Source organism: Exiguobacterium sp. J17977 (assembly GCF_018616375.1).
Classification (GTDB): domain Bacteria; phylum Bacillota; class Bacilli; order Exiguobacteriales; family Exiguobacteriaceae; genus Exiguobacterium; species Exiguobacterium mexicanum.
In genome coordinates, this window is the sequence record NZ_JAEQBB010000002.1 from 314,478 (window position 1) to 339,335 (window position 24,858).

Below are 24,858 nucleotides of genomic sequence, written 5' to 3' on the forward strand. Positions count from 1 at the left end.
GTTCCTCTCCTGGCGCGAGATTAAACCTGAAATTAACGAACGTTCCGTGAATGCTGCATGTACAAGTCACCGATCGTCGTCATGATCAAGTCGGCTGCGACTTGGGCGCTCGCCTTGTCCGCTTTCAAGCCGCTCATGTCGATCGGTGGTCCGATGACGACTTTCAGCTTCGAGCGGAACTTGTACGTTCCGATGATTGCCACCGGGAGTACCGACGCGTCCGAACGTAGCGCGAAGAACCCGACGCCGGCTTGGGCCTTACCGAGCGTGCCATCTTTCGACCGCGTTCCTTCCGGGAAAATAGAGATAACCTCGTCTTCCTTCAACTTTTGCAAGACGACCCGGAGTGCCTGTCGGTCCCCTTCCCCGCGCGACACGGGAATCTGTCCGGCCCGATTCAAGATGTGCTTCAACACCGGCACGTCGAACAACTCTTTTTTCGCGAAAAACCGGAGTTGACGCTGTTTCGGCATTGCCCCGGCCAGCATGACCGGGTCCCAGTTCGATTGATGGTTCGAACAGACGATCATCGAACCGTCGAGCGGGACGTTGTCGCGCCCGATATACTCGACACGGAAGCTCAATCTACGGATGACATTGACGACAGCTACGGCCAGTCGATACATGCCGAACGGTCCATTGTTGAGCGGTTTCATCGTTCGATCACCTGCTTCATCAAGTGCTCGATCGCCTCGACGACGCCGTCAATCGACAGCTCGGTCGTATCGAGATAATGCGCGTCGTCAGCTTGACGGAGCGGGGCGACCTCACGCTCGGAATCGCGTTTGTCGCGCAAGGCGATCTCGAGCTGTAATTGTTCGAGGTCGCTCGGCAACCCTTTCGATACGTTCTCCTCGTGGCGACGGCGGGCCCGTTCTTCGACCGTCGCCGTCATGAACACTTTCAAATCGGCTGACGGCAAAACGTGGGTCCCGATATCGCGGCCGTCCATGACGATGCCACCCTCACTGGCGAGGTCGCGCTGTAAATCCATGAGAGCATCTCGCACTTCCGGTTGGCGCGCGACGAAACTGACGTTGTTCGTCACTTCGCTCGTCCGGATGACGTCGGTCACTTCGTCGGCGCCGTCGAACACACGTTGTCCGTTCTCGGACGGGACGAGCCGTAAATCCATGTTGCCGATCATCTCGGCGAGTTTCGGCCCGTCTTCGAGACCGACCCCGTCTCTGAGGGCACGATACGTCACGGCACGATAAATCGCACCCGTATCGATATAGACATACCCTAGTTTTTTGGCAAGTGTTTTCGCGATCGTACTCTTCCCGGCTCCGGCCGGTCCATCTAATGCAATCTGTAACGGTTTATTCATAAAAATTGGGTATCGGCTCATCCCGATACCCGCCTCCTCTCGGTCATTTGTTCCGAGAACATCATACCAGTTTTTTAACGTGAAGAAAATACAGAGCCCGTCCGTTTTCTCGCTTCAAGTTGGGCCCGGAAGCAATAACGTAAAATCGTTTCCTGGTCCCGGTGCGATAATTCTTCGAAACGAAGCGACAGCTCTTGTTTCGCCGCCTGTTCGTGAATCCGTACGAGTCGGCTCTTGACGCGGAACGTTTGCGGATTCCCGCGGTCGTCATTGATATGGAACGAGACGATGATGGCCTCGTCGACAGCGACCGGTGCCCGATTGGAGATGATGCGCATGCCTCCGGCCGATAAGTCGAGTGATGTCGACTCGAACGACGGGAACGCCTGCCCATCTTCCGCGGATACGGTCACGCGAATCATCTCCGGCACCCGCAAATATTCACGGCGCTGGACCCGTTTGATTTTCTTCTCATCCGGCATCGGGAATGCATAACGAAGCGTCAACTGCGCATCGCTCACCCGTCTCGAAATGACGGTGTCGAAGGCATATAGTTGCTCTTCTCCTTTAAAGAAATAGACGCGCATCGGCTCGTCTTCGTGCAAGAAGAACGTCTTTAACGTATCCGTTTCACTCGGGGACTCGATCCAGACGACTTGATCGTTAATGGCCGCGACCTTCGTCTTTCCTTCTTTTCTCCCTTCGACTTCCACCCGTAACTCTTGACCTACTTTTAACATGAAACGATTCCCCTTTATTCTATTTATATTGACGATGATTGGAGCGATTGGCAGTGCGGACGAGCAATAAGGCAACCATCCATAAGACGACGATATAGACGACAGCCGGTACTTTGTTCATCGGTTCGACGAGCAAGATATAGTCGAACATGCCATGCAACAGCGTGGCCGCCATGACAGCGGTGAACAGCCAAAACCGCTCGTGGTTGGAATGTTTGGCACGGCCGAGACAAAACCCCATGACGACGGCGAACAGCGCGTGGCCGCTCACCGGCAGCACGGCGCGCCAGATGGCGATCTCGATTGAGTCGTACACCCATAAATATAGAAAATTCTCTAACGTGGCAAAGCCGAGTGAACAGGCGACCGCATAGAGAATCCCGTCGTAGTAATCATCAAAGACTTTATGTATGTATATTGTATAATAAATCATGAACCATTTAAAAAATTCTTCTAAAAGCGCGGTGGCCACGAACGCCTTCCAAAACGGGCCCACGAGCACCCCTTCTTCCACGAACGCATACTGGACGAACATGATCGGAAAGACGAGAATGGCCCCGGCGACGAACGACCGGATCACATAGCCGAGCGGTTCCGCTTCCAGTTCATGCCGGAGATAGAAGTAGGAAAGAAGGGCGAACCCTGGCGCAACCGCAGACAAGGCGATTGCAATCATGATGCATCTCTCCTTTCTCACGTTAAGCATACACTGAAATAGAGGAAAGAAAAAGTAGGGCACGCCTAGAAATTGGAAGAAACGAACAAAAAAGTTGGAGGTCTGTTATGAATCATTTATTACTCATCCACACCGGCGGCACAATCGCCATGTCCCAATCGGGGTCGGGACATGTCATGCCGAGCGAGGTCAATCCGATTGATGCGACGTTGCCGAAAGCGACCGATATCGCCAACATCACGACGAAACACTTCTCAAACATCCCATCGCCGCACATGACGCCTGAAAAAATGCTCGAGCTCGCCCAGTTCATCAATCAACAACTGACGCAAGACACGTATGACGGGGTCGTCATCACCCACGGAACCGATACGCTCGAGGAGACGGCTTATTTCTTACAAATCACACTCGGTGCCCCGGTCCCGATCGTCTTGACCGGGGCGATGCGCTCGTCGAACGAAGTCGGCTCCGACGGCGAATTCAATCTCATCACGGCGCTTCGGGTCGCCCAAAGCGATGTCGCGCGTGGCAAAGGCGTGCTCGTCGTCTTCAACGGCGAGATCCATTCCGCCTTCAACGTCACGAAGACGCATACGTCCTCGGTAGACACGTTCAAATCGGTCCACTTCGGGAACGTCGGCATGGTGACGAAAGACCACGTCCTCATCTATAGCCAGCCGACGACGAAGCAACCGAAGATGATTTCGACAATCACGAAACGGGTCGCGGTGCTGAAAGTCGTTGCCGGGATGGATCCGGACTTGATTGAGGCGGTACTCGCGCTCGGCTATGACGGACTCGTCCTCGAAGTGCTCGGTCAAGGCAACGTCCCGCCGTCGATCGTTCCCGCGCTCGAACTGCTCGTCGAACGCATGCCGGTCGTCATCGTCAGCCGCTGCTTTAATGGAATCGTTCAGGACGTCTACGGCTACGTCGGCGGTGGCCAGCAACTGAAAGAGATGGGCATCATCTTTTCGAACGGCTTGAACTCACAAAAAGCGAGACTGCGGCTTCTCGTTGAACTCGAGTCCGGTTCGTCGCAAGCGGTCATGGAACACAGCTTCAGTTTCCAACAATGAGTTGGCGACTTGCCAACCGATTCGTCCTTCCATACAATGAGGGATGAGGTGATTTCATTGAATAAACACGCTATCGTCGTCGGCGCCGGACCGTGCGGGCTGTCGGCTGCGATCGAATTGGAACGCATCGGCATCTCGTGCACGATTATCGAGCGCGGCAATATCGTCGATGCCATCTATCGGTATCCGACCCATCAGACGTTCTTCTCGTCTGCCAATCTGCTTGAAATCGGGAATATCCCGTTCATCTGTAAAGATTTGAAGCCACGCCGGCAAGACGCACTCGTCTACTATCGGGAAGTCGTCAGCCGGACTGGGCTCGATGTCCATCCGTTCGAGACGGTCGAGGCGGTCGAGCGGACCGAGAACGGTTTCGTCGTGCGGTCCCGACACGACCGGGACGGTGCCAAAGAGCGCCAAGCCGACTATGTCATCTTGGCGACGGGCTATTACGGACGCCCTCGTCGGCTTGACGTGCCCGGTGAAGAGTTGCCGCACGTCGCCCACTATTTCAAAGAGGCGCATCCGTTCTATCGGCAACGCGTCACGGTCATCGGTGGGAAGAACTCCGCCGTCGACGCGGCCATCGAGCTCGAGAAGGCCGGTGCCCACGTCACGGTACTTTATCGCGGGGACGGCTACAGTCCGTCCGTCAAACCGTGGGTATTGCCGACGTTCGACTCGCTCGTCCGTCATAACAAGGTGCGGCTCGAGCTCGAAGCGGAAATCGTTCGCATCGAACCGCATCACGTCGTCTATCGTCAGCATGGTGAAGAACATCGGCTCGAGACCGACCACGTCCTCGCCATGACCGGCTACTTGCCCGACCATGGGCTGTTCGCCGATGCCGGGGTCCAAGTCGATGAGGAGACCGGTGTGCCGGCGTTCGATGAAGCGACGTACGAGACGAACGTCGACGGCTTGTTCATCGCCGGTGTCGTCGCGGCCGGAAACGATGCCAATAAGATCTTTATCGAGAACGGACGTTTCCATGGTCAAGCGATCGCCGAGACGCTTCGGGAGCGCAACGGTGTCACATCATAAACAAAGAGAGGGAAGACCTGGTATCAGGCCTTCCCTCTCTTTTCTTATACCCAACCGCGGAAGCGCGACGCTTCTGCCATCTTACGCACACCGACCATATAGGCGGCGAGACGCATGTCGACCTTACGGGCCGACGAGGTATTGTATACCGTATTGAACGAGTGGACGAGCACTTTCTCAAGCTTCTCTTCCACTTCCTCTTCCGTCCAATAGTACCCTTGATTGTTTTGAACCCATTCGAAGTATGAAACCGTTACCCCACCGCTCGAAGCGAGCACGTCCGGGACAAGCAGGATGCCACGTTCCGTCAAGATGCGGGTCGCTTCGTTCGTCGTCGGCCCGTTCGCGGCCTCGACGACGATGGACGCTTTGATGTTGTCGGCGTTGTCCTCGGTGATTTGGTTCTCGATTGCGGCCGGGACCAAAATGTCGCAGTCGAGTTCGAGCATCTCTTTGTTCGAGATCGTGTTCTTGAATAAGGTCGAGATCGTCCCGAACGAGTCACGACGGTCGAGCAGATACGGGATGTCGAGACCGTTCTCGTCATGGATGGCTCCGTACGCATCGCTGACAGCGATGACTTTCGCTCCGGCGTCATGCATGAACTTCGACAGGAAGCTACCGGCGTTGCCGAACCCTTGGACGACGACGCGGGCGCCTTTTAACTCGATGCCGCGACGGAGCGCCGCTTCGCGAATCATGATGGCGACACCTTTTGCCGTCGCCGTCTCGCGACCGTGCGAGCCACCGAGCACGAGCGGTTTCCCGGTGATGAAACCTGGTGAGTTGAATTCATCGATTCGGCTATACTCGTCCATCATCCATGCCATGATTTGCGAGTTCGTGAACACGTCCGGTGCCGGGATGTCTTTCGTCGGCCCGACGATTTGACTGATAGCCCGAACGTAACCACGGCTCAACCGCTCAATTTCACGGAAACTCATCTCACGCGGATCACAAACGATTCCACCTTTACCGCCGCCATATGGCAGGTCGACGATGCCGGCTTTCAAGCTCATCCAGACCGACAACGCCTTCACTTCGACCTCGGTCACGCTCGGGTGGAATCGGATTCCACCTTTTGTCGGTCCGACCGCATCGTTATGTTGCGCACGATATCCCGTGAAAATCTTTGTCGATCCATCATCCATCCGAACCGGGATGCGGACGGTCAACATCCGAAGCGGCTCTTTCAAGAGCTCGTACATCTCTTCTGGATACCCGAGTTTATCGAGCGCCTCGTGTATCACTTCTTGTGTCGATTCAAGGATGTTTTTTCGTTTTTGATGACCTTTTTCTTGATCCGTAATCATGAAGGTTTCCTCCCCTAAATTGTCGATTCTCCCCCAAGAATCAACCTCGTATTCGTTTAAAAGTATATCTGATACGCGCCCAATTTGAAAGGCTTTTACAAAAATAATGAAAGCGTTTTCTAAAACGAAAAAAGAAGGGAGTGCCCCTTCTTACTTTTCAAGTGCGAGTGCGATGAATCGCTCTAACAGTTCACCGTACGAGATACCGACGGCGCGAGCGCTGTCCGGGAACAGGCTGAGCGGTGTCATGCCAGGCAGTGTGTTCGTCTCTAAAATATAGGCGAGCCCGTCTTCTGAGACGAGGAAGTCTGAACGGGAATATCCGCTGCAGCCGAGGGCACGGTGCGCTTGAATCGCAGCCGCCTGAACTTCTTCGGTCAACGAAGCCGGCAACTCGGCCGGACAGACGTGAATCGATCCACCTTCTGAATACTTCGACTCATAGTCATAAAACTCGTTTTTCGGGATAATCTCGATAACCGGGAGCGCGGCTTCGGCGCCATGGTTTCCGAGTACAGGTACCGTCAATTCACGACCTTTAATATATTGTTCGACCAAGACGGCCGTATCGCAGGCGAACGCTTTGTCGATTCCTTCACGGAGCATCGTTTCGTCCATCGCGATCGTCAATCCGTTCGAAGACCCTTCTTGGGCCGGTTTGACGACACATGGGAATTCACCGCCCCACTCGACGATTTTCGCGTCGATATCGTCCCCTGTCTCGATGAGGACGTCACGGGCGATTCGGATGCCGGCAGCGGCGAAGATGATTTTCGCACGGGCTTTGTCCATCGCGAGCGCGGACGCCAACACACCAGACCCCGTGTACGGCAAGCCCGCCATCTCCAAGAGCGACTGCACGCGTCCGTCTTCACCGTACTTGCCATGCAAGGCGCTGACGACGACGTCGGCTTGAAGCGTCAACAGCTCATTGGCCCGGTCCGGGTGAAAATCAATCGCCACGACGTCGTGACCCCGTTCTTCGAGCGCTTCAATCATTCCTTTACCACTCGTGAGCGACACTTCCCGCTCACCTGATACACCACCATATAATACCGCGACTTTCATCAAATCTCTCCTTCAGCTAGCTACTCCAAAATTCAAGTTTTATCATACCATGTGTCGGCGGAAAACAATAGAAACAGAACAGTAAAAAAGCCGTACTTACGCGAACGTATCGTACAGCTGTTTCACGGCCTGTTCAGTTTGAATCGTCTTGCCGTACTCCATCATGACGTACGGACTGACGGTCGTCGTTCGACCGTACTCCGACAAGATGGCGGCCAGTCGTTCTTCCACGTCTGGTTTGAGCACCTCGACAAAGTGCAGATAATATCGTCCCTCGTAATGATAGAACGCTCCGCCCTGCTCGGTGTCTCGCATATGTGGGAACAAGCGAATCGAGGCGTTGATGACGTCCTCGATATCGTCAAATTGATAAATCAAATGATGAATCACGTCGATGGTGAGCCGAATCTCGACTTGCTCTTGATCCGACTCTGCTACGGGCGCATCGACTTTCTGGACGTCGATGACGAGCCCGTCACGGGGAAACATCGTCACGTTCAAGTCGACGGTCCCTTGCGGCATGAAGCCAAATTCCGCTTCCGCCGTCTCAAGCAATTCCCGCCACAGGTCTTGACCGCTCTCCCCCACGATGGTATCGATGGCGATGCCTCGAGTGGATAGGTCGCTCGCGGTCAAATATACCCTTAAATGTTCTTTTGTTTGCTTTTCAAATCTCAAACGAAAACCTCCAAAGAATAATCAATCCTACTTTATAAGCTACTCCCGTTTGTTCGAGCTGTCAAATCGTTGACAACCACTCGGTCCACGCCTCGGGCGTGTCCCCGAGGAAGGCCGATCCGAATTCGGACGCTTGAAGGCTGACCGCGTAACCACCGGCCCCGATGACGAGGTTCGGGTGGTCGGCTTGGATGAACTGCATCGCGTCTTTCAGGCCATCGAGATGTTCTGTCAACGTACATGAGAAAATCAGACACTTGGCATCGATATCGTGCAACGCCTCGTTCAAATCCTCTTTCGGGAATCCCGCACCGAGGAAAATCACGTCATAACCGTATTGGCGTAAGTAAAGCGTCACGAACAAGAGCCCGATTTCATGCATCTCGCCCGGGGCACAGACGCAAATGATGCGCGGCAAAAAGGGATTCATCGGCATTTGGAGCGAGAGCGTCGATAGACGGGCACGCAAAAAGGCCGTCGCAAAATGTTCATGCGCAATCGTGATCGTCCCATTCTCCCAACGTGTCCCGATTTCCATCAATAACGGACCGATGATATCTTTCGTAACCTTTTCAAAACTGAACGTATTAAAGGCACGATTAATCAAATCGTGCGCCTTACGTTCATCAAATGAAAGTAACGCCTCGAGCAACCCGTCCATGAGCTCCTCGTCATAAAGGCGGGCAGGCTTCGGCTTCGGGGCTTCATGTAGCTGTTGAATTGCTTGGGATACGGTCAATCCTTCCCGTTGTTTTTCAACGACCCATTTTATCTTCTCGACGTCTTGGTCGGAATACAATCGATGACCCGAATCTGTCCGGCTCGGAACGATGAATTGATAGCGTCGTTCCCACGCCCGGATCGTGGTCGGGTTGACTCCGGTGAGTGACGCGACCGTCTTGATGGAGTACTTCGGCACAGCAGCCCCTCCTTTCCTACTAGTTCTTCTCTTTCAGTATAGACCCATCTGTACGGCTTTACCTGTTTTATTGTGCAAATCTTGTGAGAAATTGGTGAGATTGTGCATATTCACAACCTCGGGCACGAAATCATAAAAAAAATACGACGTTCTCGTCGTATTGTTTAGAAAAAGATGTCATGACGACCTATATATAAAAATACAAGAATAATGGCAAACATCGTCAGTGTAAGCATCATGGCGAGCGGCCGCTTCAGCCAGTTGTCGTTCAATTTCTCTTTTCGCTCATGCTCTTGCCGTTCAGCGCGAGATGGCAACGTGTCCACCACTTGTTCACGAAGTGAGTCCGCTTGATTCCGATGTCGCAACGTGTGCCCTCCTTTACCTTTTTTATCATTTTACTATGATATCAATCAAAGGAAAAGATACGAGCCAACCGATGTTTCCAATCTGTCACATTTTTAGACACAAGTTGCTCCGACGGCGGGAACACGATTTCGCCGCAGATGTCGCAACAATCGCTTTGCTTGACCGGTTGCTCCGAGAAATAATGTAACAAGTAATCACGCCGACACGTTTTGATGAGGGCATAGTCCATCATCTGCCCGAGTTGACGATACCGGGCCCGCTTTCTATCTTTTACCCAATCCACCGCCTCGGCAAGCGTCCGCTCGGCAAGCATCTGATTCAACAGTCCCCAAACCGGGTCTTCCTCGTTCAAGCGCAATAAGCGTGGCAACTGGGCCAGGCTCGTGCCATTGTCTCGTTCAAAATAAGCGAGACGGATATCTTTGTCTTTCGGATATTGCTGGTCAATCAAAAACTGTTGAATCCGCTCATCCCCTTCGGCGTATAGCAAGACCGCGAAAGCCGGCTCACCGTCACGCCCAGCCCGACCGATCTCTTGCATGTACGCCTCGAGCGTGGCCGGGATTTGATAATGGATGACGGAACGGACGTTATCTTTATTGACACCCATCCCGAACGCACTCGTACACACCATGATGGCGACTTCGTCACGTAAAAATTGTGACTGCACAAGGCGCCGGTCCTCGGTCGACATGCCACCGTGATAAAACAAGGCGTCATCGAGATGCAAGGCGAGCGCTTCGGCCTCACGCCGTGTCGCCGTATAGATGACGGCCGGTTTCGGCACGTCGTGGACGAGTTCACTCAGACGACGCATCTTATCTTCTGACCCGAGACGTTCCACGATGAGGCGAATCTCGGGACGGTTCGCCGAGTGGACGAACTGCGCCGGCGAGAAGAGCGCCAGTTTCTCGACAATATCTCGTTTCACCGTCTCAGGCGCGGTCGCCGTGACGGCCATACACTGCGGACTGCCGAGCTGTTTGCGCAGTTCACCTAGGCGCGCATACTCCGGCCGGAACTCATGGCCCCACTGCGAGATGCAGTGCGCCTCGTCGACGACGAGCATTTGAATTTTCGTCCGCGCCAGCGCCCGAGTCACATGGGGCACAGCGAGTTGCTCCGGCGATAAATACAAGAAGCGGTACCGTTTCAAATGATTTAAAATCTCTTGCTTCTCTTCGAGCGTCTCCATCGACGTCAATCGCGCCACCCCGCGTTCGCCGCGTTCGCGGATGTGGAGCATCTGATCCTCAATCAGTGACAAGAGCGGCGAGACGATAATCGTCAACCCGTCGTTTTTGATATAGGACGGGAGTTGGAACGTCAATGACTTCCCGGCACCAGTCGGCATGATGGCAAGCACGTCCTGCCCATCGGCGACCGCTTCGATCACCTCGCGCTGTCCCGGACGGAAACTGTCATAACCGAAAACTCGCTTCAACGTCTTCTCAAACAAATGTCTCACCTCGTTTCAATCGTGCGAACACCAATCGGATTTGATAGTAACTGATTCCGTCGATTTGTTCAAAAATCGGCTTGAGCGCCCAACTCGATTCGTCACGTAGCTGCTCGACTTGCTTGATTTGCTCGAGCGGTACGAATTGATCGAGCGGAAATTCGTCCAAATACATCGCCATCTCGACGACGTGGTCCTCAATCGTACTGGTGCGTAATCGCCGCTGCGATTGCACTTGCTGGAACGACCGGCCGGCCAAGAACTGTTCATACGACCCCCGCGCCGATAAAGTCATCCGTTCACTCGATAAGCCGTGGGCGAATCCTAACAGTTTTGCATCTCGCGGCAGTTTCCATAGGAGCGCATTCCATCCGGCCAAAAAGTAAAGCCGGGCTGTCCGTGCATCAACGTCGAGGAGGGCCGCGATTTGCTCATACGTATATCCGGTCTCGAACGCCCCTGTGAACCGGTAGACGACAGCGGTCGCATAAGGATCGCCGATGTCTTCAAGCGCCGTCTCGAGCTCGTGGTGGAAGCTTTGAATCAACGGTCGCCATTCACGTTCGGTCCGCACGATTTGTTTGACCCAACGTTCGGCTAAACGGTCGGCCTGGACCGGATAAAACGTGCGCTCATGCTCGAGCGACATGAACGTCTGCACGAACAGACTGAGCCGTTTCCATGTCATCGTCGTATAGTCTCGATACTCACCGCCGAGACGGTCGAACAAGTCACTGACGGCCTCGGGCGAAGCGAGCATGGCCCCGGCTTCGGTCAAGGTAAAACTCGAGCGGTTGAGCCAACCACGCTTTTCGAACGAAGCGAGCAATTTCTCATAGTCGTACTTCGTGTAGGGGAACAAGCCAAAAATCGGTTCTAAATCATAAAAAAAGGCATCTTGCAGCGTCGTCGCCGATCGTTTTCCGTTCAATACGTGAAACAAACTACGCTCGCTGCGTTCACCTTTCAAGCGCTGGATGGATAGCAACAACACCCCGTCCGCCAAATGAACCATCGTTCCACCTCCTTGTTAAAATTATGCTTCCAAAACGTTATTCGTTTCCTCATTGAAATATTTGGGTATGTAGACTACAATTACTCATAGTCAGTAGAAAATCATTTCTATGCAGAGAGACGAAACGTATGGAGGGTTACAAATGGCAAAATTTACGATTGTTGATAAAGATACATGTATCGCATGTGGGGCCTGCGGAGCAGCTGCCCCGGACATCTTCGACTATGATGACGAAGGCCTCGCGTTCAACTTGATGGACGACAACACGGGTACGATTGAAGTCCCGGATGAATTGTATGAGGACTTGATGGACGCGTTCGAAGGCTGCCCGACTGACTCAATTAAAGTCGCGGACGAATCGTTCGACGGCGACGCACTCAAGTACGAATAAGCGAGACATGTGTGCCACTTCGGCACGCATGTCTTTTTTTATCGTGTCGCTTTGCGGAAACCGGCGTCCCGTGCCTCTGCTTCCGTACAGAACATCTCTTCCGGGACTGTGCGCTCATAGCTCGCCCCGCCCGGAACGTGATATATTTTCTCTCCCTCCCGATTGATATTCCCTTTAATGTCACATTCACCCGAATCTTGTCTTGGCTGGGCCGGCTCGGTCGCCTCGTGGTCGAATCCGTTGCCGGTCACATAATTCTCGAGACTCCAGATGCCGAGCAGTTCCTGACGCGCGGCCTGTTCGACGTCCCGGAAAGCATCGACGTGTTGCGTGTTCGGCGCGTACACATAGGCGACACGAGCGAGCCCGCGACGCAACAGTTCCTCGTTCAGCATCGCATCGTCGTACCAGACGTAGGCGAGCGTCCGCTGGTAGCGATCGTAGCGTCCGACGTCATACTCGAGCGTGATCGTATCCCCTTCCGGCAGCCACCGTTCGACGAATGATTTCGCATCCTCTCCGAACGGCTGGACCGGTAGCGTCGGATGGCTCGTCTCCGGTGTATCGACGAGCAGAAGGCGAATCGATTCGGTCGCTCCGTTCTCAAACTCGACTTTGAGCGTGTCCCCGTCAATGACGCGGTCGAGCGTGACCGTCTCGGTCTTCCCGAGCGGCCGCGCGACTTGTTGCGTGACCGAGGCCGAGGGAAAGTCGGCCTCGAGTTCGACGAGCGATTCCGGCGGGTCGACTTGCTCGGCGAACCAGTCATCGACCGAGCAGCCCGCGAGCGAGATGCTCAGCACGACGGCGATCAGCAGTTGCCACGTTTTTTTCAATTGTCTCACCTCTACACCAGTATAACAAAAAAGGTTGTTTGACTTAAGCGTCAAACAACCTGGGTGAAATGGACATTTGTCCTTTTGATGATTAGCGTTTCCCTTTAATATATGGGATACCGACCGATTTCGGTGCATCCGCACGTCCGACGACACCAGCGAGGGCGAGAATCGTGAGCGCATACGGCGCAATCAAGAGCAACACTTGCGGCACGTTGCTGATGACCGGCAAGTTACTGCCGATGATCGACAACGCTTGGGCGAAACCGAAGAAGAGGCCGGCTCCGAGCGCGCCGAGCGGGTTCCACTTCCCGAAGATCATGGCGGCGATGGCCAAGAAACCTTGACCGACAATCGTCGTCCCACTGAAGTTCGTCGTGACCGTGACGGCGTAGACCGCACCGGCGAGACCGCCGAACGCACCTGAGAGCATGACGCCCATGAAGCGCATCTTCGTGACGTTGATTCCCATCGTGTCAGCCGCCATCGGGTGTTCCCCGACCGAGCGGAGACGAAGGCCGAACGGCGTCTTGAAGATGACGAACCAGACGACGAACGCGAGCGCGATGGCGATGAATGACGTGTACTGGACGTTGATGAAGAACATGCGTAGCACCGGGATATCCGATAAAATCGGCACGTTCTCTTTCGCAATCCGATACTCGATGAAATCGGTTTGTCCTTTGTTGTAGAGGACACGGACGACGAAGATGGCGAGACCGATCGCGAGCATGTTGATGGCGACCCCGAGCACCGTCTGGTCAGCGCGCCAAAGGATGGCCGGCACTGCCAAGAAGAGCGAGAAGAGCGCACCGACGACCATGGCGACCAAGAGCGCAATCCAAGGACTGAGACCGCCGAGCCCCATGCTCGTCAACGTGAGCGTCGTGATGATGCCCGTGGCGGCACCGATGACCATGATGCCTTCCAAGGCGATGTTGACGACACCCGAACGTTCACTGAAGATGCCGCCGAGCGCCGCGATGATGAGTGGAGTCGCATAGGCCAACGCGACCGGGACGACAATATAGAGGACTTCTAAGAAGCTCATTTTTTCTCCACTCCTTTCTTACGATTTCCTTTGAATTTGTCAATCACGTAGTTGAACGCATAACCCGACGCCACGAAGATGACGATGGCCGCGATGATGACTTTGACGAGCTCAGACGGAATGTTGGCACCGAGCTGCATCGCGAGTCCACCGATGTTGAGTCCGGCGAACAAGATGGCTGCCAAGACGACACCGATGGCCGTGTTCGCACCGAGAAGGGCGACGGCGATCCCGTCGAATCCGACCCCAGTGAACGAGGCGCTGAGCGTCATGCCGTTGAACGTACCAAGGCCTTCCATCGCGCCGGCGAGTCCAGCGAACATACCTGAGATGACGAATGACAGGATGATGTTGCGATTGACGCTCATCCCCGCGTATTGTGACGCGTGTTTGTTGAATCCGACGGCCCGAAGCTCATAACCGAGCGTCGTCCGTTGCAAGATGTAGTAATAGACGATGGCCGCGAGCACGGCGATGATGACACCCCAGTGCAAGCGGGAGAACTGCGTCATTTCTTGAAGCCATGGCGACGCGAGCGACGCGGACTCCTTGATTGACTCGGTCCGTTCGTTCGTTACCCCGATGACGCTACGCAAAATCGCGTTCGTCGTGTACAAGGCGATATAGTTCATCATGATCGATGTGATAACTTCATGGACGTGGAACTTGGCTTTCAAGAAACCAGGGACGAACGCCCAGAGCGCTGCCGCGAACATGGCCGCGAGAAGCGCGAGCGGGAGGTGGATGAACATCGGTAAATCAAAGTTGATTCCGACATAAACGGCTGCCACCCAACCGATTAACACTTGACCTTCGACCCCGATGTTGAAGAGACCAGTCCGAAACGCGAACGCGACCGCTAAACCTGAGAAGATGAGCGGCGCTGCGGCACGAAGTGTTTCTCCGATTGCATATGGGCTTCCGACCATACCTTCGAATAATGAAGAGAACCCTTGAATCGGGTCATAGCCGCCAATCAGCATGACGATTGCCCCAACGAGAAGTCCCATCAAAATCGACAAGAGCGGGATGAGCAGTCGATTGAATCCTAACTTATTCATACTGTTTCTTCTCCTCTCTTACCGCCGGCCATCAAGAAGCCGAGTTCTTGCTCGGTCGTTTCTTTCGGATCACGAATCCCGACAATCTTGCCTTCATACAAGACGGCGACTCGGTCCGCGACGTGTAAAATCTCTTCGAGTTCGAACGAGATTAAGAGGACGGCACGCCCTTTTTCACGTTCTTTAATGAGCTGTTCATGAATGAACTCAATCGCTCCGACATCAAGTCCGCGCGTCGGTTGGGCCGCAATCAACAAGTCAGGCGATCGGTCGACCTCACGGGCGATAATCGCTTTCTGTTGGTTACCACCTGACAAGGCGCGGGCCGGCACATCGACTGATGGAGTTCGGACGTCAAACTTCTCAATCAACGCTTTCGCTTTCTCAGCCACGGCTTTATAATTCATCAAGCCCCGCTTCGAGAACGGCTCCTTATAATACGTCTGCAGGACCATGTTGTCCCGAATCGAATAATCGAGGACGAGTCCGTGTTTATGACGGTCTTGCGGGATGTGCCCGACGCCAGACTCCGTCACTTTACGCGGCGTGAATCCGGTCACATCTTTCCCGTTCAACAATACTTTTCCGGACTCCGGTTTCTTCAGGCCTGAGATGGCTTCAATCAACTCGGTCTGTCCGTTCCCATCAATCCCGGCGATGCCGAGAATCTCACCTGAACGAATCTGTAAATCCAAGCCGTCGACGGCTTCAAGTCCGCGACTGTCTTTAACGACGAGTTTTTGGACGTCGAGGACGACTTGCTGTGGATCTGCCTTGGAATATTCCGCATCAAAGTTAACTTCACGCCCGACCATCATTTCAGCCAAACGATCTTCGTTTACCGTCTCATCGATATCGACGGTACCGATATAACGACCGCGACGGATGACCGTACAGCGATCGGCCACTTGCATGATCTCTTTCAGTTTATGCGTGATCAAGATGATCGATTTACCTTCTTCGATCAAACGCTTCATGATTTGAATGAGTTCTTGAATCTCTTGTGGCGTCAATACAGCGGTCGGCTCGTCAAAAATCAAGATTTCAGCGCCGCGATAGAGCGTCTTCAAAATTTCGACACGTTGTTGCATCCCGACCGAGATGTCCTCGATTTTGGCATCCGGATCAATGCGGAGACCGTATTGTTCCGAGATCTCCATAACCTTTTTACGCGCCGTGGCCCGGTCGACCGTCAATCCACTCTTCGGCTCTGAGCCGAGGATGATGTTCTCGGTCACCGTGAACTTCTCGACGAGCATGAAGTGTTGGTGTACCATACCGATTCCAAGGTCGTTGGCGATGTTCGGATTCTCAATGTCCACTTTCTCCCCGCGCACGCGGATTTCCCCGCCTTCCGGCTGATAAAGGCCGAACAGGACGTTCATGAGCGTCGATTTTCCGGCACCGTTCTCGCCGAGCAACGCATGAATCTCCCCTTTGCGCAATTGGAGGGTGATATTGTCGTTGGCAACGAACGTTCCGAACTCTTTGCGAATATTGAGCATTTCAATTACATATTCCAAGAAAGTCCACCCCTAACTTTAAGTAAAGGGAGACCGCATGGGTCCCCCCTAACTCAATGAATTATTTTACTGTTTTCATGAACTCTTCGAACTCAGCGTCAGTCGCTGGAGCCGTGATGTCTCCGTCGATCAACTGCGTGCGGTACTCTTCAACTTTTGCGAGGACGTCAGCTGCAACGTTCTCATCAGAAGTTTCAGCAATTCCTACACCGTCGTCTTTCAACGAGAACTCAACGATTTCGCCTGCAGGGAACTTATCTTCCATCGCAAGTTTCGATACTTCATAAGTAGCCGTGTCAACACGTTTAACCATTGAAGTAAGCGTTACGTTCTCTGGAAGACCTTCTTCATATTGGTCACGGTCAACACCGATGACCCATACATCTTCGCCGTTCTTCTTACGGTTTTTCGCTTCTGTGAATACCCCTACCCCAGTACCGCCTGCTGCGTGATACACGATATCAGAGCCTGCTCCGTACATACCTGAAGCGATAGCTGTACCTTTTTCAGCTGAGTTGAAATCTTCAGCGTATTTCACGTCAATTGTCGCATCCGGGTTAACGGCCATGACGCCCGCTTTGTAACCGTTCTCGAACTTCTTGATCAAGTCAGACTCAACGCCACCGACGAATCCGACTTTGTCAGTTTTCGTAGTAAGACCAGCGACAACACCGACGAGGAACGAACCTTCTTGCTCTTTGAACGTGATCGATGCGACGTTCGGTGCATCAACGACCATGTCAACGATTGCGAAGTTGTTGTCTGGGAACTGCTCAGCAACCTTTTGGATGTCTTCGCCCATCAAGAAGCCGATTCCGTAAATCAAGTTGAAGTTATCGCGTGCCAATTGCTGCAAGTTAGGCTGGTAGTCCGCTTGTTTTGAAGATTGAAGATATTTGAAGCCTTCGTTTTCAGTCAAGCTGTTGTCTTCCCCGAACTTCGTAAGACCTTCCCAAGCTGATTGGTTGAACGATTTATCGTCAACACCGCCAGTGTCGGTTACCATGGCTACTTTGAAGTCGCTACCTTCGCCGCCGCCGTCGCTGTTTGAAGCACCTTCATTGTCATCCCCGCCACATGCTGCGAGTACTGTTGAGAGTGTGAGACCTGCTGCTAAAGCTGAGAGAATCGTTTTTTTCATGTTCATCGTCGTGTTTCCCCTTTCGGATCATAACAATTAAGGTTGTCATGTCATCAGTAGTCTTTACACCGGTATAAGAAAGCGCTTTCACGCTGTTCCCCAAAAATAACCGTTTCCGGATAAAACGAACGTGCTTAGACGCGTTTGCGAACGACGTGGAAGTCGAAGCGGTCCGCTCGGAAAAAGTTCGCCGAATCGAGCAGCGGTAAGTCGCTCTCATCGTAATGCAATTGCTTTAATGCCAGTAACGGTTGGTCCGTTTGAAGTTGCGTCGAGATTTCCGCGTTCACACTCGGTTCGATGTGCGTAATCGCATAAGCGACCCGACGTCCTACCTCTTGTTCGAGCGCATCAAACAACGACTTACCTTCCGTCAACGCTTTAGGATTCGAGACGAGGTGGGCCGGGATCTTATCGACACAGTATACAACTGGTGTCTCGTCTGCGTAACGAATCCGGACAATCCGATAAATCGGCGAGTTCGGTTCAATTTTCAGACGCTCGGCTTCTCTCTCGGTCGCTAGAACCTTTTCGGCCACCAATACTTTCGTTCCTGGTGTCATCTTGGCGCGCATAATCATGTCCGTGACACTGAACAGTTCTTCAATCCCAGAAGTGAACGGGGGTTTTGAACTGATGAATGTTCCGACGCCATGTTTCCGCACGACAAATTTCTCGTCTTCGAGGATACGAAGGGCTTCCCGGAGTGTCGCTCGACTGACTCCTAATTGCTTCGACAACTCGAACTCTGAAGGAAGTTTCTCTCCTTCACGATAGACACCATCGTCGATATCTTGCTTGATTTTCTCAATCACGCGAAGATAGAGCAAGCGATGATCGAGCTTGATCGACATGGGCCTCACCACCTTTACCTATTCTAACCAGTGCTCAGACATCTGACGTATGAATGTCCTTGCCAATATTAAGTATAGGGATTCGAGAATTAGAACGCAATACTTTTTGTTCGGAATCAGGGAAATATTTTAATGTGAAGGGATTATGTATACCTCTTAGTCTATATTACCTGTTGTTGAGCCGTTTGAAAAGAAAACGTAAAATGTAAACGGTATTAAAAAATGAAAGCGGTTCAACGTTTTTAGTAGTATGTCTTAATGCCTCGAATAGGTCAGATGTGCTATATTAGTTCGTCTGAACATGACTTTATCCCGATTCATGCCGTTCGAACCGGACAATCTTAAAATATACAAAAAACGAACGATTAGGAATAACAATACCTAATCGTTCGTTTTATTTTTTATACCTCTGGCTGGTTGATGAGCACTTTACGCGGCTTCGAGCCTTCTGACGGCCCGACATATCCAGCCTGTTCGAGCGAATCAATCAATCGGGCGGCCCGATTATAACCGATGCGGAATCTTCGTTGAATCATCGAAGTCGACGCCGTCTCTTGCGTCAAGATGAATTGCACGACTTCTTCGAACAACGAATCGTCCGAGTCGATTGTCGTGACTTCCTCTTCTTTCGGCATCATCGCCTCGACGTATTGGGCCCGTTGTTGGGCGATGACGTGATTGACGACCGTCTCGACTTCTTGATCTGAGACGAAGGCGCCTTGGACACGGATCGGTTTATTCATCCCGTTGGCGAGCATGAGCATGTCACCCCGTCCGAGCAACTTCTCCGCCCCGCCGCCGTCAAGAATCGTCCGTGAATCCGTTTGCGACGAGACCGCGAACGCGATCCGTGACGGGATGTTCGCTTTGATGACGCCGGTGATGACATCGACCGATGGACGCTGCGTGGCGAGCACCATATGAATGCCTGCGGCCCGGGCCATTTGGGCGAGGCGCATAATCGCGTCCTCGACGTCGTTCGAGGCGACCATCATCAAATCGGCGAGTTCATCGACAATGACGACGATGAACGGCAGGCGCTTCGCATCCTCGTCGTCCGACTTGTCGACGAGTTCGTTATAGCCTTCGATGTTCCGGACGCCGTAGCGGCTGAACAGCTCATAGCGTCGCTCCATCTCGGCGACGACTTGTTTGAGCGCTTGGGCCGCTTTCTTCGGATCCGTCACGACCGGCGTCAACAAGTGCGGGACGCCGTTATAGACGTTCAACTCGACCATCTTTGGGTCAATCATCATGAGCCGGACCTCATCAGGACGCGTCCGCATCAAGAGTGACACGATCATGCCGTTGATACAGACCGATTTCCCCGAACCGGTCGACCCGGCGACGAGCAAATGCGGCATCTTGTTCAAGGCAATCGTCACCGTCTCGCCACTGATGCTGCGGCCCAATGCGACGAGAAGCGGCGACTGTTCCCGCTTGACCGGATCGGCCTCGAGCACTTCACGGAGACAGACCGGGGCCACTTCCTGGTTCGGCACTTCAATCCCGATGGCCGCTTTACCCGGAATCGGCGCCTCGATCCGGATATCTTTCGCCGCGAGGGCGAGGGCAAGGTCGTCACTGAGCGAGGTGATGCGGCTCACTTTGACTCCGATATCCGGTTGCAGCTCATACTTCGTCACGGTCGGGCCGAGATGAATCTTCAATACTTTCACGCCGACGCCGAACGATTTGAGCGTTTGGACGAGTTTCGTCGCATTCGCTTTCAAACGGGCGTTCTCGCCGGATAGATCGGTCACGACCGGTTCACTGAGAATCGTGAACGTCGGCAGCTCATACGTGTCCGATACATCCTGTGACGCCGTCATCATCATATCCTCGGTCGGCAGGTCGGCCACTTCTTCCGACGGGGCCGCCGACTCCGCAGTCGGACGCTTCTCGGCGACGACTTTCTCGCTGAACCCGACAATCGGGATATCGTGCATCGTCACCGCATCCGCCTCAGGCTCCGCTTCGGCAGGTGTCGGTTCGACGACCTTCGCCGGGGTTGGGACGGCCTTCTGACGCTTCACAGGGGCCGGTTTGACCCGTTCCCGGTCGTGCCATTCTTGTTTGATGGCCGTGCCCGTCTCAAGTAACCGCGAACCTATCGTCCGCCAAATCGTTGGCGACAACAGGGAAATCCCGACAATCATGCAGAGGGCGCCTAAAAAGACGATCCCGAAGTCGGAGAGCAAGTATTGGTTGAGCCGATAGAGCGCACCGTTGACCGCCCCCCGTTCGGCGCCCCAGACCAAGTCGCCGAACATGAGGAACGACGTGAACAACAATAACATCCCGGTCCGTTGCATCGGGCGAAACTCATTTAAAAAGACGAGCAACGTGAACGCGATTGCCAAATACGTCAGTGCCCCCCAGCCCCCGAACAACGTCGTCGCGAGGAGCGACGTCTGATTGCCGACCCATCCGAAATCGAACAGGGAGAAGATGAAGGCCGTAATCGACAGGACGAAGGCGATCCAGCCATATGTACGCAGTGGGATGGGCTGTTTTTTCGCACGTCTCGTCGTCGGTCGCTTCCGCTTCACCGGAGTTTTTCTCGTTTTTTGTGCCACCTTAGATTCCTCCTAAAAAAACAAGGCAAAAGTCTGATGACTTTTGCCTTAATCTCAATTCCTTAAATCTCCATGATGATCGGCAAGATCATCGGACGACGTTTCGTCTGCTCGTACAAATAGACGCTGAGCCGTTCGCGGATATTTGATTTCAACTCGGTCCAATCACTTCCAGCTTGGAGACTCTTCTCAATCTGTTTCGTGACGATGCGGTTCGCTTCTGAAATCATCTCTTCCGATTCACGCATATAGACGAATCCGCGTGAGATGAGTTCAGGTCCTGAAATCAATTTCTTCTGTTTCCGGTTCAACGTGGCGACACAGAGAACGACACCGTCTTGTGACAAGAGGCGACGGTCACGCAGCACGATATTCCCGACATCCCCGACGCCGATTCCATCGATTAATACGTTTCCGGCCGGTACTTTGCGGCTCATCCGGGCTTTGCGGCCCGTGAACTCGACAACATCCCCTTTTTCGACGATGAAGATGTTGTTCGATTTCACACCGACTTGCTCGGCGAGTTTCGAGTGGGCCATCTGCATCCGGTACTCCCCGTGAATCGGGAGGAAGTACTTCGGTTTGACGAGGTTCAACATGAGCTTGAGCTCTTCGGCCGAACCGTGTCCCGAGACGTGTACTTTGCGTTGGTTATAGATGACATTGGCGCCTGAGCGGAAGAGCAGATCAATCGTCTTCGAGACCGACTTCTCGTTCCCCGGGATCGGTGTCGCCGCGATGACGACCGTATCGTTCAAGCGGATGTTCACTTGTTTATGGGCGTTGCGCGCCATGCGCGTCAAGGCCGCCATCGGCTCACCTTGCGAACCAGTCGTCAAGATGACGACTTTGTTGTCAGGCAAGCGATTCACTTGTGAAAGCTCGACGAGCGTCTTCGGCTTGAAGCGCAAGTAGTTCAGCTTCTGGGCCACTTCGACGATGTTGACCATGCTGCGGCCGACGACGGCCACTTTGCGGTCGTTCGCTTCGGCTGCCGCGAACACTTGTTGCAGACGGTGCACGTTCGAGGCGAAGGACGCGACGATGACGCGGCCTTCGGCTTGATAGATGACATCGTTCAGCTCGGCGCCGACGAGCGATTCCGAACCGGTTTGACCTGGACGTTCCGCGTTCGTCGAATCCGACAAGAGGCAAAGGACGCCCCGTTGACCGATTGCCGCCAACTTGTTGAAGTCTGACTGTTTCCCATCGACCGGTGTGTAGTCAAACTTGAAGTCGCCCGTGTGAACGATGGCGCCTTGTGACGTTTGGATACAGACCCCGACACAATCCGGGATCGAGTGGTTGACGCGGAAGAAAGTGATGAAATGATCAGCGATAGTCAATTTCGTTTTGGCGTCAATCAATCGGAGGTCGACTTCTTTCAATAAGCCAGCCTCTTTCAATTTGAGCTCGATTAAGCCGAGCGTCAATTTCGTCCCGTATACGGGAACATGTTTCAAGTCACGGAGTACGTAGCTGAGTCCACCGATATGGTCTTCGTGACCGTGTGTGATGAAAATCGCGCGTACCCGATCTTTATTTTCTTTCAAATACGTAATGTCCGGGATGACGATATCAATCCCGAGCATCTCATCGCCTGGGAACATAAGGCCGGCATCGATGACGAAGATGTCGTCGTCTAGTTCCACGACGTACATGTTCTTCCCGATTTCGCCTACGCCTCCAAGCGCAAAGACGCTAACGTTCTCTGTCTTCTTCTTTGACACTAACAAAAACCTCCTAGATGTTGCATATTCTGTTTCGTCCACTTATCGCTACTGAATATTGTATCGGAAAACTGCTGATATGCCAACATTTCCGTTCAATCGACGAGAGGTTTCATCACATCGGCAAGCGGCATCGTCGCTTTGTCATCCGGGCGTTTCCCGGAAGCGAGCTGACGAATCGACAAACCGAAGTCCATTTGTAAGTGTGGGTAATCCGGAAAGCTTCTCCAGTCCCCTCCCCATTCGAAGCCGAGTGCCTTGCCGAGCTCCCCTAATTCTTGCCAATCCGGTTCATCCGACCGGTTATGGTCCGACTCTAAATCATAGTCGGCGCGATTGTTGTGAATGATGACGAAGTCGACGGCAAGCCCATAGTTATGGTAGCTCTCACCAGCTTTGGCGTTCGTCACGACTTGACCTGGTTTCGAGCGGCCTTGGGCATACAGGGCGTTCTGCTCATCGGCTGAACGGTACCCCGACGTCAGGCGCACCTCGAGACCAAGACATGAATAGGCTAGCCGTACGAACGACTCACTCCGCTCCCGCACGTGCGGATGCAGCTTGGCGAACGCCTTCTCGCTACGCTCGACGATGACCGCTTCCGAGCGCGTATTGCGCTCACACATCCCCGCCTCGAACGTCGGTTCATCGACCCATGGCATCGGCCCCGGACGTGACAACGTGTACGCTAAAAAGATTCCGACTAAAAAAGCCGTCATCGCGAACGTCAAGACGCCGGTCCACTTCATCGGCGCAACCGTTTACGGAGTCCTTTGACGAGCGGTAATCCTGTTTCAAGGGCGAAATAGAGCGGACGATTCAAGACGAGATCGAACTCACCGACCTTTTCAATCATATCGCTGCCCCAACCTGATTTGAACGCATACAGACCTGCATACTCGTCATCGGCGTTGGTGCTGCCCGATACGCCACCGAAATCATAGCGTTCGGCCCCGCTCGCCTTGGCCGCTTGCATCATCGTCCATTGCATGAGGTGGTTCGGCATGAAGTCACGGAACTCGTTCGAAGACGCGCCGTACAAGTAATATGAGCGTCGACCGGCCAACGTCAGCAAACCGCCCGATAAGACGAGCCCATTCGGATACTTGTCATGCAACTCGTTCAGTTCAGGCAACGCGGCTTTAATCTTTTCAATCTGTTCGCCCGTCTGTTTTTGACGGTTCAACAGGCTCGTCCGTTTCTTCTCGACCGTCTCCGTCTCGAGGGAACGTTCAATCTTGCCGAGGTCACGTTCGGCTTTTTCGAGCGTGGCCATCTGTTGGTCGAGCGCGAGCTTCGGTTCAAGTTTCGTCAAGAACAGGCGCGCGTCCCCCGGCTGTAGGCAATCGTACAAATTCTCGAAATAGTCGAGGCCGCGGATGGCAAAGCCGTCCCGCTCGCCCGTCACTTTCATCAAGTCGGCGAACGTCTTGAGACCATCGCGACCGACTTCCGTGCAGACGATTCCTTTTCGTTCTGCCAAACGCACGTTATAGCGGAACTTATGGTGGAACTTGCCGAAAATCTCTTTCTCGCTCGGACGCAAGTCCGTCTCCATCGTGAATCGCGGCTGGGCGTAATCGAACCCGCCGCCGTATCCTTTATGGCTAAAACCGAGGCTAGCCATTTCCGTCAACAGGCCAGGCACTTCGTCTCGGTCGATATTTGGATCGATTTTCACGGTGATCGCTTTATTCGCTTTGGCGACCCGTTTCGCTTCTTCGGTCAACGCGGTCAACGAAGCCACGTCGTCGTAGTCGACGACGAAACCGCGTGGCGCGTAGCAAAGCGTGAACGGAAGTTTAGGGACGCGTTTGAACAACAGCAACGCGACCCCGCTCGTCACACCATCGGTCGCGACGGCGATCCGCTCGGCAAACCAGCCGTTTTGTCGTTTGACATTGGCCCAACTTGAGAGTTGAAGCAAATCCCCACGGTCATGTGTTTTGACGAACTCGTCATGCTCTTTTTCTGTCAAGGTAATCGGTTGTACTGCCATAAA

At 53.5% G+C, this 24,858-nt stretch carries 24 protein-coding genes; 3 read left to right on the forward strand and 21 right to left on the reverse strand.

Annotation, left to right across the window (positions count from 1 at the left end; genetic code table 11):
* Positions 1 to 32: 32 nt before the first annotated feature.
* The 4 genes from KNO58_RS05145 to prsW form a co-directional block, all read right to left on the reverse strand.
* Positions 33 to 656: a lysophospholipid acyltransferase family protein gene (locus KNO58_RS05145; RefSeq protein WP_214752189.1), complete on the reverse strand. Its 624-nt coding sequence runs from the start codon at positions 654 to 656 to the stop codon at positions 33 to 35.
* A complete protein-coding gene (gene cmk, locus KNO58_RS05150) occupies positions 653 to 1,330 on the reverse strand; it encodes a (d)CMP kinase (protein WP_214752319.1) in 678 nt (225 codons plus the stop codon). Before cmk ends, KNO58_RS05145 begins: the two co-directional genes overlap by 4 nt.
* A 74-nt stretch (positions 1,331 to 1,404) precedes the next feature.
* A complete protein-coding gene (locus KNO58_RS05155; protein WP_214752190.1) occupies positions 1,405 to 2,070 on the reverse strand; it encodes a flagellar brake protein in 666 nt (221 codons plus the stop codon).
* 19 nt (positions 2,071 to 2,089) lie between these two features.
* Positions 2,090 to 2,746: a glutamic-type intramembrane protease PrsW gene (gene prsW, locus KNO58_RS05160; RefSeq protein ID WP_021067187.1), complete on the reverse strand. Its 657-nt coding sequence runs from the start codon at positions 2,744 to 2,746 to the stop codon at positions 2,090 to 2,092.
* A gap of 107 nt (positions 2,747 to 2,853) precedes the next feature.
* Between prsW and KNO58_RS05165 the strand changes: the two genes are divergently transcribed.
* The gene (locus KNO58_RS05165) at positions 2,854 to 3,825 is read left to right on the forward strand and encodes an asparaginase (protein ID WP_021067186.1); all 972 of its coding nucleotides are present in this window, start codon (positions 2,854 to 2,856) and stop codon (positions 3,823 to 3,825) included.
* Between the two features lie 36 nt (positions 3,826 to 3,861).
* Positions 3,862 to 4,869, forward strand: coding sequence for a YpdA family putative bacillithiol disulfide reductase (locus tag KNO58_RS05170; protein WP_214752320.1), 1,008 nt, complete (start codon positions 3,862 to 3,864; stop codon positions 4,867 to 4,869).
* 44 nt (positions 4,870 to 4,913) lie between these two features.
* On the opposite strand, the gene KNO58_RS05175 is transcribed toward KNO58_RS05170, so the two are convergent.
* The 7 genes from KNO58_RS05175 to KNO58_RS05205 all read right to left on the reverse strand — a co-directional run bounded on the left by KNO58_RS05175 (position 4,914) and on the right by KNO58_RS05205 (position 11,690).
* Positions 4,914 to 6,182, reverse strand: a complete 1,269-nt coding sequence (locus KNO58_RS05175) for a Glu/Leu/Phe/Val family dehydrogenase (protein WP_021067184.1) — start codon at positions 6,180 to 6,182, stop codon at positions 4,914 to 4,916.
* Between the two features lie 150 nt (positions 6,183 to 6,332).
* Entirely contained in the window at positions 6,333 to 7,250 is a 918-nt protein-coding gene (locus tag KNO58_RS05180; protein ID WP_021067183.1) for a D-alanine--D-alanine ligase, read from the reverse strand.
* 96 nt (positions 7,251 to 7,346) lie between these two features.
* Positions 7,347 to 7,928, reverse strand: coding sequence for an adaptor protein MecA (locus KNO58_RS05185; protein WP_021067182.1), 582 nt, complete (start codon positions 7,926 to 7,928; stop codon positions 7,347 to 7,349).
* Positions 7,929 to 7,989: 61 nt separating this feature from the next.
* On the reverse strand, positions 7,990 to 8,847 hold the full coding sequence (locus KNO58_RS05190; RefSeq protein ID WP_214752191.1) for a MerR family transcriptional regulator: 858 nt from the start codon (positions 8,845 to 8,847) through the stop codon (positions 7,990 to 7,992).
* Positions 8,848 to 9,011: 164 nt separating this feature from the next.
* On the reverse strand, positions 9,012 to 9,215 hold the full coding sequence (locus KNO58_RS05195; protein WP_214719577.1) for a hypothetical protein: 204 nt from the start codon (positions 9,213 to 9,215) through the stop codon (positions 9,012 to 9,014).
* Between the two features lie 41 nt (positions 9,216 to 9,256).
* On the reverse strand, positions 9,257 to 10,684 hold the full coding sequence (locus KNO58_RS05200; protein ID WP_214752192.1) for a RecQ family ATP-dependent DNA helicase: 1,428 nt from the start codon (positions 10,682 to 10,684) through the stop codon (positions 9,257 to 9,259).
* Complete coding sequence (locus tag KNO58_RS05205) at positions 10,668 to 11,690, reverse strand: YpbB family protein (protein ID WP_251026087.1); 1,023 nt, start codon at positions 11,688 to 11,690, stop codon at positions 10,668 to 10,670. Before KNO58_RS05205 ends, KNO58_RS05200 begins: the two co-directional genes overlap by 17 nt.
* A gap of 142 nt (positions 11,691 to 11,832) precedes the next feature.
* On the opposite strand from KNO58_RS05205, the gene KNO58_RS05210 reads away from it, so the two are divergent.
* On the forward strand, positions 11,833 to 12,081 hold the full coding sequence (locus tag KNO58_RS05210; RefSeq protein ID WP_021067177.1) for a ferredoxin: 249 nt from the start codon (positions 11,833 to 11,835) through the stop codon (positions 12,079 to 12,081).
* A gap of 38 nt (positions 12,082 to 12,119) precedes the next feature.
* On the opposite strand, the gene KNO58_RS05215 is transcribed toward KNO58_RS05210, so the two are convergent.
* From KNO58_RS05215 to KNO58_RS05260, 10 genes are all read right to left on the reverse strand, one after another.
* Positions 12,120 to 12,926: a thermonuclease family protein gene (locus KNO58_RS05215; protein ID WP_214752193.1), complete on the reverse strand. Its 807-nt coding sequence runs from the start codon at positions 12,924 to 12,926 to the stop codon at positions 12,120 to 12,122.
* 82 nt (positions 12,927 to 13,008) lie between these two features.
* Positions 13,009 to 13,968, reverse strand: a complete 960-nt coding sequence (locus tag KNO58_RS05220) for an ABC transporter permease (RefSeq protein WP_214752194.1) — start codon at positions 13,966 to 13,968, stop codon at positions 13,009 to 13,011.
* Positions 13,965 to 15,029, reverse strand: coding sequence for an ABC transporter permease (locus KNO58_RS05225; RefSeq protein WP_214752195.1), 1,065 nt, complete (start codon positions 15,027 to 15,029; stop codon positions 13,965 to 13,967). The genes KNO58_RS05220 and KNO58_RS05225 overlap by 4 nt, the downstream gene beginning before the upstream one ends.
* Positions 15,026 to 16,552: an ABC transporter ATP-binding protein gene (locus tag KNO58_RS05230; RefSeq protein ID WP_214719402.1), complete on the reverse strand. Its 1,527-nt coding sequence runs from the start codon at positions 16,550 to 16,552 to the stop codon at positions 15,026 to 15,028. Before KNO58_RS05230 ends, KNO58_RS05225 begins: the two co-directional genes overlap by 4 nt.
* Positions 16,553 to 16,613: 61 nt before the next feature.
* Positions 16,614 to 17,693 (reverse strand): BMP family lipoprotein, encoded by a 1,080-nt coding sequence (locus tag KNO58_RS05235; protein ID WP_285222553.1) that lies wholly within the window; start codon positions 17,691 to 17,693, stop codon positions 16,614 to 16,616.
* A gap of 134 nt (positions 17,694 to 17,827) precedes the next feature.
* A complete protein-coding gene (locus KNO58_RS05240) occupies positions 17,828 to 18,547 on the reverse strand; it encodes a GntR family transcriptional regulator (RefSeq protein WP_021067171.1) in 720 nt (239 codons plus the stop codon).
* Positions 18,548 to 18,948: 401 nt separating this feature from the next.
* Positions 18,949 to 21,126, reverse strand: coding sequence for a DNA translocase FtsK (locus tag KNO58_RS05245; protein ID WP_214752197.1), 2,178 nt, complete (start codon positions 21,124 to 21,126; stop codon positions 18,949 to 18,951).
* Positions 21,127 to 21,188: 62 nt separating this feature from the next.
* A complete protein-coding gene (locus KNO58_RS05250) occupies positions 21,189 to 22,856 on the reverse strand; it encodes a ribonuclease J (RefSeq protein ID WP_214752198.1) in 1,668 nt (555 codons plus the stop codon).
* A 95-nt stretch (positions 22,857 to 22,951) separates the two neighbouring features.
* Complete coding sequence (locus KNO58_RS05255) at positions 22,952 to 23,605, reverse strand: M15 family metallopeptidase (RefSeq protein ID WP_214752199.1); 654 nt, start codon at positions 23,603 to 23,605, stop codon at positions 22,952 to 22,954.
* On the reverse strand, positions 23,602 to 24,855 hold the full coding sequence (locus KNO58_RS05260) for a lipid II:glycine glycyltransferase FemX (protein WP_214752200.1): 1,254 nt from the start codon (positions 24,853 to 24,855) through the stop codon (positions 23,602 to 23,604). Before KNO58_RS05260 ends, KNO58_RS05255 begins: the two co-directional genes overlap by 4 nt.
* Positions 24,856 to 24,858: the final 3 nt, after the last annotated feature.

Excerpts from the sequence above, each read along its gene's own strand:
- KNO58_RS05170 (WP_214752320.1), top strand. The coding sequence starts at position 3,862 with ATGAGGGATGAGGTGATTTCATTGAATAAACACGCTATCGTCGTCGGC.
- KNO58_RS05155 (WP_214752190.1), bottom strand. The coding sequence starts at position 2,070 with ATGTTAAAAGTAGGTCAAGAGTTACGGGTGGAAGTCGAAGGGAGAAAA.
- KNO58_RS05165 (WP_021067186.1), top strand. The coding sequence starts at position 2,854 with ATGAATCATTTATTACTCATCCACACCGGCGGCACAATCGCCATGTCC.
- KNO58_RS05260 (WP_214752200.1), bottom strand. The coding sequence starts at position 24,855 with ATGGCAGTACAACCGATTACCTTGACAGAAAAAGAGCATGACGAGTTC.
- cmk (WP_214752319.1), bottom strand. The coding sequence starts at position 1,330 with ATGAATAAACCGTTACAGATTGCATTAGATGGACCGGCCGGAGCCGGG.
- KNO58_RS05205 (WP_251026087.1), bottom strand. The coding sequence starts at position 11,690 with ATGGTTCATTTGGCGGACGGGGTGTTGTTGCTATCCATCCAGCGCTTG.
- prsW (WP_021067187.1), bottom strand. The coding sequence starts at position 2,746 with ATGATTGCAATCGCCTTGTCTGCGGTTGCGCCAGGGTTCGCCCTTCTT.
- KNO58_RS05180 (WP_021067183.1), bottom strand. The coding sequence starts at position 7,250 with ATGAAAGTCGCGGTATTATATGGTGGTGTATCAGGTGAGCGGGAAGTG.
- KNO58_RS05220 (WP_214752194.1), bottom strand. The coding sequence starts at position 13,968 with ATGAGCTTCTTAGAAGTCCTCTATATTGTCGTCCCGGTCGCGTTGGCC.
- KNO58_RS05255 (WP_214752199.1), bottom strand. The coding sequence starts at position 23,605 with ATGAAGTGGACCGGCGTCTTGACGTTCGCGATGACGGCTTTTTTAGTC.
- KNO58_RS05145 (WP_214752189.1), bottom strand. The coding sequence starts at position 656 with ATGAAACCGCTCAACAATGGACCGTTCGGCATGTATCGACTGGCCGTA.
- KNO58_RS05235 (WP_285222553.1), bottom strand. The coding sequence starts at position 17,693 with ATGAAAAAAACGATTCTCTCAGCTTTAGCAGCAGGTCTCACACTCTCA.
- KNO58_RS05240 (WP_021067171.1), bottom strand. The coding sequence starts at position 18,547 with ATGTCGATCAAGCTCGATCATCGCTTGCTCTATCTTCGCGTGATTGAG.
- KNO58_RS05175 (WP_021067184.1), bottom strand. The coding sequence starts at position 6,182 with ATGATTACGGATCAAGAAAAAGGTCATCAAAAACGAAAAAACATCCTT.
- KNO58_RS05210 (WP_021067177.1), top strand. The coding sequence starts at position 11,833 with ATGGCAAAATTTACGATTGTTGATAAAGATACATGTATCGCATGTGGG.
- KNO58_RS05225 (WP_214752195.1), bottom strand. The coding sequence starts at position 15,029 with ATGAATAAGTTAGGATTCAATCGACTGCTCATCCCGCTCTTGTCGATT.